General features: G+C 70.7%; 6 protein-coding genes. 3 read left to right on the top strand and 3 right to left on the bottom strand.

Annotation, left to right across the window (positions count from 1 at the left end; genetic code table 11):
• Positions 1 to 91: 91 nt before the first annotated feature.
• Both IE269_RS39565 and IE269_RS39560 read right to left on the bottom strand, forming a co-directional pair.
• A complete protein-coding gene (locus tag IE269_RS39565) occupies positions 92 to 871 on the bottom strand; it encodes a tyrosine-protein phosphatase (protein WP_318299691.1) in 780 nt (259 codons plus the stop codon).
• A gap of 87 nt (positions 872 to 958) precedes the next feature.
• Positions 959 to 2,542, bottom strand: a complete 1,584-nt coding sequence (locus IE269_RS39560) for an AMP-binding protein (protein ID WP_189828178.1) — start codon at positions 2,540 to 2,542, stop codon at positions 959 to 961.
• A gap of 169 nt (positions 2,543 to 2,711) precedes the next feature.
• On the opposite strand from IE269_RS39560, the gene IE269_RS39555 reads away from it, so the two are divergent.
• The 3 genes from IE269_RS39555 to IE269_RS39545 are packed head-to-tail and all read left to right on the top strand — an operon-like array spanning position 2,712 to position 5,430.
• On the top strand, positions 2,712 to 3,464 hold the full coding sequence (locus IE269_RS39555; RefSeq protein WP_189828177.1) for a class I SAM-dependent methyltransferase: 753 nt from the start codon (positions 2,712 to 2,714) through the stop codon (positions 3,462 to 3,464).
• Positions 3,461 to 4,300, top strand: a complete 840-nt coding sequence (locus IE269_RS39550) for a sulfotransferase family protein (RefSeq protein WP_189828176.1) — start codon at positions 3,461 to 3,463, stop codon at positions 4,298 to 4,300. Before IE269_RS39555 ends, IE269_RS39550 begins: the two co-directional genes overlap by 4 nt.
• Positions 4,297 to 5,430, top strand: a complete 1,134-nt coding sequence (locus IE269_RS39545; RefSeq protein WP_189828175.1) for a deaminase — start codon at positions 4,297 to 4,299, stop codon at positions 5,428 to 5,430. The genes IE269_RS39550 and IE269_RS39545 overlap by 4 nt, the downstream gene beginning before the upstream one ends.
• Here the strand turns inward: IE269_RS39545 and IE269_RS43535 are convergent.
• Positions 5,370 to 6,008, bottom strand: coding sequence for a hypothetical protein (locus IE269_RS43535; protein ID WP_318299690.1), 639 nt, complete (start codon positions 6,006 to 6,008; stop codon positions 5,370 to 5,372). The two genes, IE269_RS39545 and IE269_RS43535, sit on opposite strands and share 61 nt — an antisense overlap.
• Positions 6,009 to 6,120: the final 112 nt, after the last annotated feature.

The raw sequence follows: 6,120 nt of genomic DNA, 5'->3' as shown, positions 1-6,120 counted from the left end.
CGACGACAGAGTGATCCTCGGTTTTCCATCGCTCCGCCACGGTGTCGCGCTGCCCAAGCACCACACCTATCCGCGCGACCTCTTAGGCGCCCTACAGCATGCGGGCCCGCAGGGCCTCGGTGTCGGCGGCCGTCCAGCCGTGGGCCCGCAGCCAGCCGAGCGGGCCTTCGTGCTGTTCGTCGAGGCCGGCGAGGAAGCTTTCCAGGATGAACGGCCGGGGAAGGTAGGCGGACTCGGGAAGGTCGTCGCCGAGGTCCTTGGCGTAGGTGGGGCTGGCCCGCAGCCGGGCGAGCAGGGCGGCGACCCGCTCGCCGGTGGCGGCGTAGTCGGCGACGATCGCCTCGCGGGTCACGCCGACGACGGACAGAGCCAGCGCGATGACGACTCCGGTACGGTCCTTGCCCGCCGCGCAGTTGACGATGCTCGCCCCCTCGCCGTGGGCGATGACGCGCAGCGCGCTCAGGACGGAGTCGGCACGGTGGCTGAGGTAGCCGCGGTAGAGGGCGATGCTGCGCGCGCCCTCGCTGTTGTCCACGGGTACGGCGTCGGACAGGTCCTCCGGTTCGGCGACGAGGTAGAGGAGCGAGAGGTGGTGGTGGGTGACGAGCGGATGGCCCACCAGGGGCCCCGGGCCGTCGAGTTCGGCCTCGGTGTCGCTGCGCAGATCGACGACCTGGCGGAGGTTCCTCTCCCGGGTGAGGTGGTCGACGTCGTGCGCGGTGAGCGACTGGAGGTTGTCGGAGCGGTACAGGCGATGGGCCCGGGTGACGCGGCCGTCAGCGGTGGGAAGACCGCCGAGGTCACGGGCGTTGACGGCGCCCTCCAGGGGAATCCACCGGTTCCGCTCACCCATGTCACCCATGTCGCTCATGCGGGCGAGCCTGCTGGCCGGCCGACGCGGAGATCACTGGTCGGCACTCACGAACGGTGTGCGGCGGCCTCGGGTGGGGACCGGGGGTCAGTTCCGCTCGGCGGCTTCGGCCCGCAGCCGCTTCTTGTCGGGTTTGCCCGCGTCGGTGAGCGGCAGGGCGTCGGTGAAGTCGACGTGGTCGGGCTCGTACATCGCGCCGCGTCCCTCCCGTACCCAGGTCCGCAGGTCGTCGGCGGTCACGGTGGCACCGGGGGTGGTGACGACCGAGGCGTGGATGTGTTCGTGGCCGCCGGTTCCCTTCACCCCGTAGACGGCGGACTGCCGTACGGCGGGGTGGGTGTTGAGGAAGTCCTCCAGCTCGGTGGTGTACACGTGGCCGCCGACCACCGCGATCATGTCCTTGATCCGGTCCACGACGGTCAGGTATCCCTGCTCGTCGAGGGAGCCGAGGTCGCCGGTGTGCACCCACCCCTCCCGCAGCACCTCGGCGGTGAGTTCGGGGTTCTTCCAGTACCCCTCGAACACCATCTCCGAGCGCACGCAGATCTCCCCCACCCGGTCGGTGGGCAGCGCCTGTCCTTTCTCGTCGCGGATCTCGACCTCGACGCCCGGCACCGGTCGCCCGGCGGTGCGCAGGACGTCCGGGCGGTCGGGGTCGTGCTCGGCGGCGGGCAGCACGCTCACCGCCCCGGCCTCGAACTGCCCGTACCCCTGCTGCAGTACAGGCCCGAGGAGTCGTACGGCTTCGGCGATGCGGGCCGGGGAGGAGGGGGTTCCGCCGTAGGTGATCTGCCGGAGGCTGGAGGTGTCGGTGCGTGCGGCGTCGGGGTGGTCGAGGACCTCGTAGAGGAGCGGAGGGAGCAGCATGATGTTGGTGATGTGCTCGCGGGCGATCGTGGCGAGGATGTCGGCCGGGTCGAAGGCGTAGTGCAGTACGACGGTGCCTCCGGCGGAGAGGGTGCCGTCCGCGATGAACCCGGCGGCGTGCGACAACGGGGTGCACACCAGATCCCGCCGTTCCGTCCCGCTGAACAGCTCCCTCGTGCGCGCGACGCCGCCCTGCATCCTGGCGAACGTACTGCGAACGCCCTTGGGGTGTCCGGTGGTTCCGCCCGAGTGCCGGACGAAGCACAGGTCGTCCGGGCGCGCGGCACTCTCCACGGGGGCGTCCGGCTGCTTCTCGGCGAGGGCCAGGAGGTCTTCGCCCAGGCTCCCCCGTATACGGGCAACCCGCGCGCGCCCGTCCTCGGGGGCCTCGCCGAGGACCAGGACGTGTTCCACCGGAGGTACCGCGCCGATGAGTTCCGCCGCCCGGTCGGCCAGGCGCGGGTCGACGATCAGCGCGTACGTGTCCACGTCGGCCATCATCAGGGCCTGCACGTCCACCGCGAGCCGGTTGTAGAGATGGTTGAAGTGCGCACCCAGCAGATTGACCGCGTACCGCACCGCGATCGTCTCCGGCAGGTTCCCGCACAACAGGGTCACCGTCCGCCCCGGACCGACCCCGCGCTCCCGCAACGCCCGCGCCAGCCGGTACACCAGGGAACGGAACTCGTCCGCACCCATGCGGCGTTCGCCGCTCACCAGGATGTCGCAGCCGGGCTCCTCCGCCAGGCCCTCCAGGATGATCTCCACGTAGTTGCGGAACTCCGGCCGGGATGTCGACGTCATGCTCGTCCCCTTCGGATTCAGGTCGAATTCGGACTCAGGTCGAAGCGCCACGGAATGCGGGCGTATCGCGCCCGCGCGCTGGGCAGGGCCGAGGATACGTTGCGGTTCTTGGTGTCGAGGAGGTTGTGTGAGCAACATCGTTCCTGCTCCGCACGGTGATCGTGGGCCTGTGGTGACTGCCTTGGACCCGCTGGGCGCCGAGTACGACAGGGCGTTCAGGACACTTCTCACCCACGCTGCGGGCAAGAACTCCGGCGGCGCCCATCTGGCCTCCACGGTCGCCGCCCTGCCGCGCCGCGCGGTGTTCGTCGACGCGGGTGCCGGAACCGGCCGCTCCACTGCCGCCCTGGCAGACTCCTTCGAGCGCATCACCGCCATCGAGCCCAACCCTCACCTCAGAGACCGGCTGGCCCGGGCCTGCCCGCAGGCACGCGTGCTGGCTGAGTCCATCGCGACCGCCCAGGTGGACGAGAGGGCCGATCTGGTGCTGTGCTCGCACGTCCTCTACCACGTGGACCCCGGCCAATGGCTGTCCACCGTGCAACGCCTGGCTTCCTGGACGGCCCGGGGCGGACAGACCGTTGTCGTACTGCAAAACCCCGAGGGTGACTGCATGCGCATGCTCCGGCACTTCAGCGGCTACCGCTACGACCTGCGCAGCCTGCCGGCCCCCTTCACCGCCGCCGACCTCCACCACGAGTGGCGGACGAGCCTCACGACGGTTCCTGGAACCGTGGAGACTCCCGACCTGGACAGCGCGCTCACCATCGCCCGGTTCCTCCTCAACGACGCTCCCCTGCCCACACCGCCGCCCCGCCTCGACGAACTGGCCGACTACCTCGACCAACACCACCGGACACCCGGCGGCAGATACCTCCTCACCTGCCCCCAGGACTATCTGCACCTGGAGCGTGCCGCATGACACAGCGCTTGGTCCCCTCCCCCGTGTTCCTGCTCTCCGCCGTCCGGTCGGGCTCGACCCTGCTGCGCTGCGTGCTGGACTCCCACTCGCAGGTGCACGCACCGCACGAGATGCACCTGACGCAATTCGCCGTCCAGGGCGGGCAGCCGCAGACCACGGCGGTGCTGGAAGCCCTGGGACTGAACGGGGACGACCTCGAACACCTGTTGTGGGACCGGCTGCTGCACGAGCGCCTGAGCACGAGCGGCAAGCGCACCATCGTGGAGAAGACACCGACCAACCTTCTGGCCTGGCAACGGCTGCACGCCTGCTGGCCCGAGGCGAGGTACGTCTTCCTGCTCCGCCACCCCGAACACATCCTGCGCTCCATGCTCGCCGCCCACCACGGACTCATGGGCGAGCAACTGCGCCTCGTCCACGGGGAGCAGTACCGCGACTGGGCCGCCCCCGAAGCGGTCCTGCAGTTCGTCACCGCCCTGCTGCACGCCCTCGTCGAAGCCCGTGCGGCTTTGCCGGGCCTGACGGTGCGTTATGAGGACCTGGTCGCCGACCCGGAACCGGTCGTCAAGGAGATCTGCGCGTTCCTCGACATTCCGTGGGAGGCGGACATGCTCCACTACGGCCGGAGCGACCACGGGCCGTTCAAGGTCTTCCTCGGCGATGTCGGCGACCGGATCGCCACCGGCACCATCCTTCCCCCGCAGGACATCGACCTGCCCGTCGACCCCCGCCCCCTGCGCGCATTGTGCACCGCGCTCGGCTACACCCCCTCCCCCTGGAACCCACAAGCGTGCGGGACCGCCACGCAACCGCCGCAGAGCCTGGAGCTTCGATGACCCTGCCCAATCCCACCGACGAAGCGGGACGTCAAGGAGCGGCGACGCTGCTCTCCGACGCCGCTGTGAACACGGCGATGGACGGCCTCCTCGCCCGGGCCGATGCCGCAGGCAACCCCTTCGCCGCAGGGCTGCTGGACACCAGGGACGGCTCCCTCGCCGCGGTTTCCCTCAACAGCGCCCTCGACGGCGACCCCACTGCCCACGCCGAGATGAACGTGCTGCGCGAAGCAGCCGCCGACGGCCTGGACACCCGCCGCTGCGTCCTGGTGACCACGGCCGAGTGCTGCCCCATGTGCGCCGGTGCCGCAGGCTGGGCGGGTGTGACAGGGGTCGTGTACGGGTCCTCACTCCCCACTCTGGCCGGTCTGGGGATCCGGCACTTCCCCCACCGCATGCGCGACATCCTCACCGGACCCACGTTCAGTGACATCACCGTCAGGGGCGCCGTCCGCGAAGGTGCCTGCGACGCGCTGTTCGCCCGCTGGGCGGCAGAGACCCGGGCCGCCCCCGGCACCACCGCCGCCCCCACCAGCACGGGATGGCGGCCGCCGGGATTCCGTTCCGTCACCCCGTACCTCGCCGTCGAGGACACCAGTGCCCTCATCGAGTTCTACGAGGCGGCCTTCGGCGCGCGCAGGCTCGACGTGGTGCGAACCCAGGACGGCACGGTCACCCACGCCGAAGTCGCCGTCGGGGACTGCCTCCTGCAGATCCACGACGTCCTGCCCGTGATGCGGGGCAGGACACCCCGGTCCCTCGGAGGCACGACCGTCACCCTCACCCTCTACACCGCGAACGTCGACGAAGTGCTGCGGCGGGCGCGTCCCTCGATTCCCCACCGCGCCAGTCGTACTGGGGCGACCGGTACGCGCGGATCACCGACCCGGCCGGCCACGGCTGGACCCTCGCCACACGCCTGCACAACCCCACCCTCGACGAGCAGCGACGCGGCGCAGAGGCCGTCGTCGCCAGCCTCGACTGAAGCCGAACCGGACCCCGTCGCCCGCGCCGCCGGTGGGCAGTCCGGAAGCCGGTGGACGGTCACGCGCTCCGAGGACGAGCACGATCACATGCTGCGCAGCCTCCGCCAGTGCGCCCGGCTCTGTCCCGCCAGGACGTACCAATAGGTACGGCCTCTCCCGGTCGCCCAGTGCACCGGCCAGTTGGCCCGGCCGTGGTCCGCGTGCACGACTCGGCTGAGGGAGCGGAAGGTGTCCCGGAGCTCGAGCTGTGAGCGGCCGAGGCGTTCGGCGACCTCGGCGTGCGAGTGCGGGCCGCCTTCGAGTGCGGCCAGGAGGTCGAGGAGATCGGCGGCGTGGAGCCGTATCGACTCCCGATGGTCAACGGCGAGTTCGGCCAGGTCGGCCTCCGACCAGGGCAGCTCTGGCAGGCCCTCGGGCCCGGACGGGGTGCGGTCGGTGAAGTCGCCCGTGATGCCGCGCTCCTTCCAGGCCGTGAACTCCTCGCGCAGACAGGTGTGGCAGGGCCGGTAGTCGGCAGCGATCGCCGTCGCCTCGTCGGCGAAGAAGACGCGGTCGCGAACGTATCCGCCGCGATCGATCGCCCGAAGGGCACTCGTACAGTCGAGCCGCCCGTACAGACGCTGGGACCGGTGGCCGCCGAAAGTACCGGGAAGCCCGGAGAGGTAGGGCCGCCGGTCGGCGCCGAGGAGGGTGTAAGCGCGAGAGAGCTCTGCAGGGGCCATGCGCACATCGTCGGGCAGCGGGCCGAGGCAGTGATCACCGGGGGGGTGGGCGGGCCCAGCCTGTCAGTTGATTCCAAGCATCCCACGGGGCCCGCACGGCTCACAGTGCTCG

The organism is Streptomyces spiroverticillatus, assembly GCA_014650415.1.
GTDB lineage: Bacteria > Actinomycetota > Actinomycetes > Streptomycetales > Streptomycetaceae > Streptomyces > Streptomyces spiroverticillatus.
This window is presented reverse-complemented; position numbering and strand designations above follow the sequence as displayed.

What these genes read in the sequence shown, in the direction of transcription:
- IE269_RS39565 (WP_318299691.1), bottom strand. Translation starts at nt 871, where the DNA reads ATGAGCGACATGGGTGACATGGGTGAGCGGAACCGGTGGATTCCCCTG.
- IE269_RS39560 (WP_189828178.1), bottom strand. Translation starts at nt 2,542, where the DNA reads ATGACGTCGACATCCCGGCCGGAGTTCCGCAACTACGTGGAGATCATC.
- IE269_RS39550 (WP_189828176.1), top strand. Translation starts at nt 3,461, where the DNA reads ATGACACAGCGCTTGGTCCCCTCCCCCGTGTTCCTGCTCTCCGCCGTC.
- IE269_RS39545 (WP_189828175.1), top strand. Translation starts at nt 4,297, where the DNA reads ATGACCCTGCCCAATCCCACCGACGAAGCGGGACGTCAAGGAGCGGCG.
- IE269_RS43535 (WP_318299690.1), bottom strand. Translation starts at nt 6,008, where the DNA reads ATGGCCCCTGCAGAGCTCTCTCGCGCTTACACCCTCCTCGGCGCCGAC.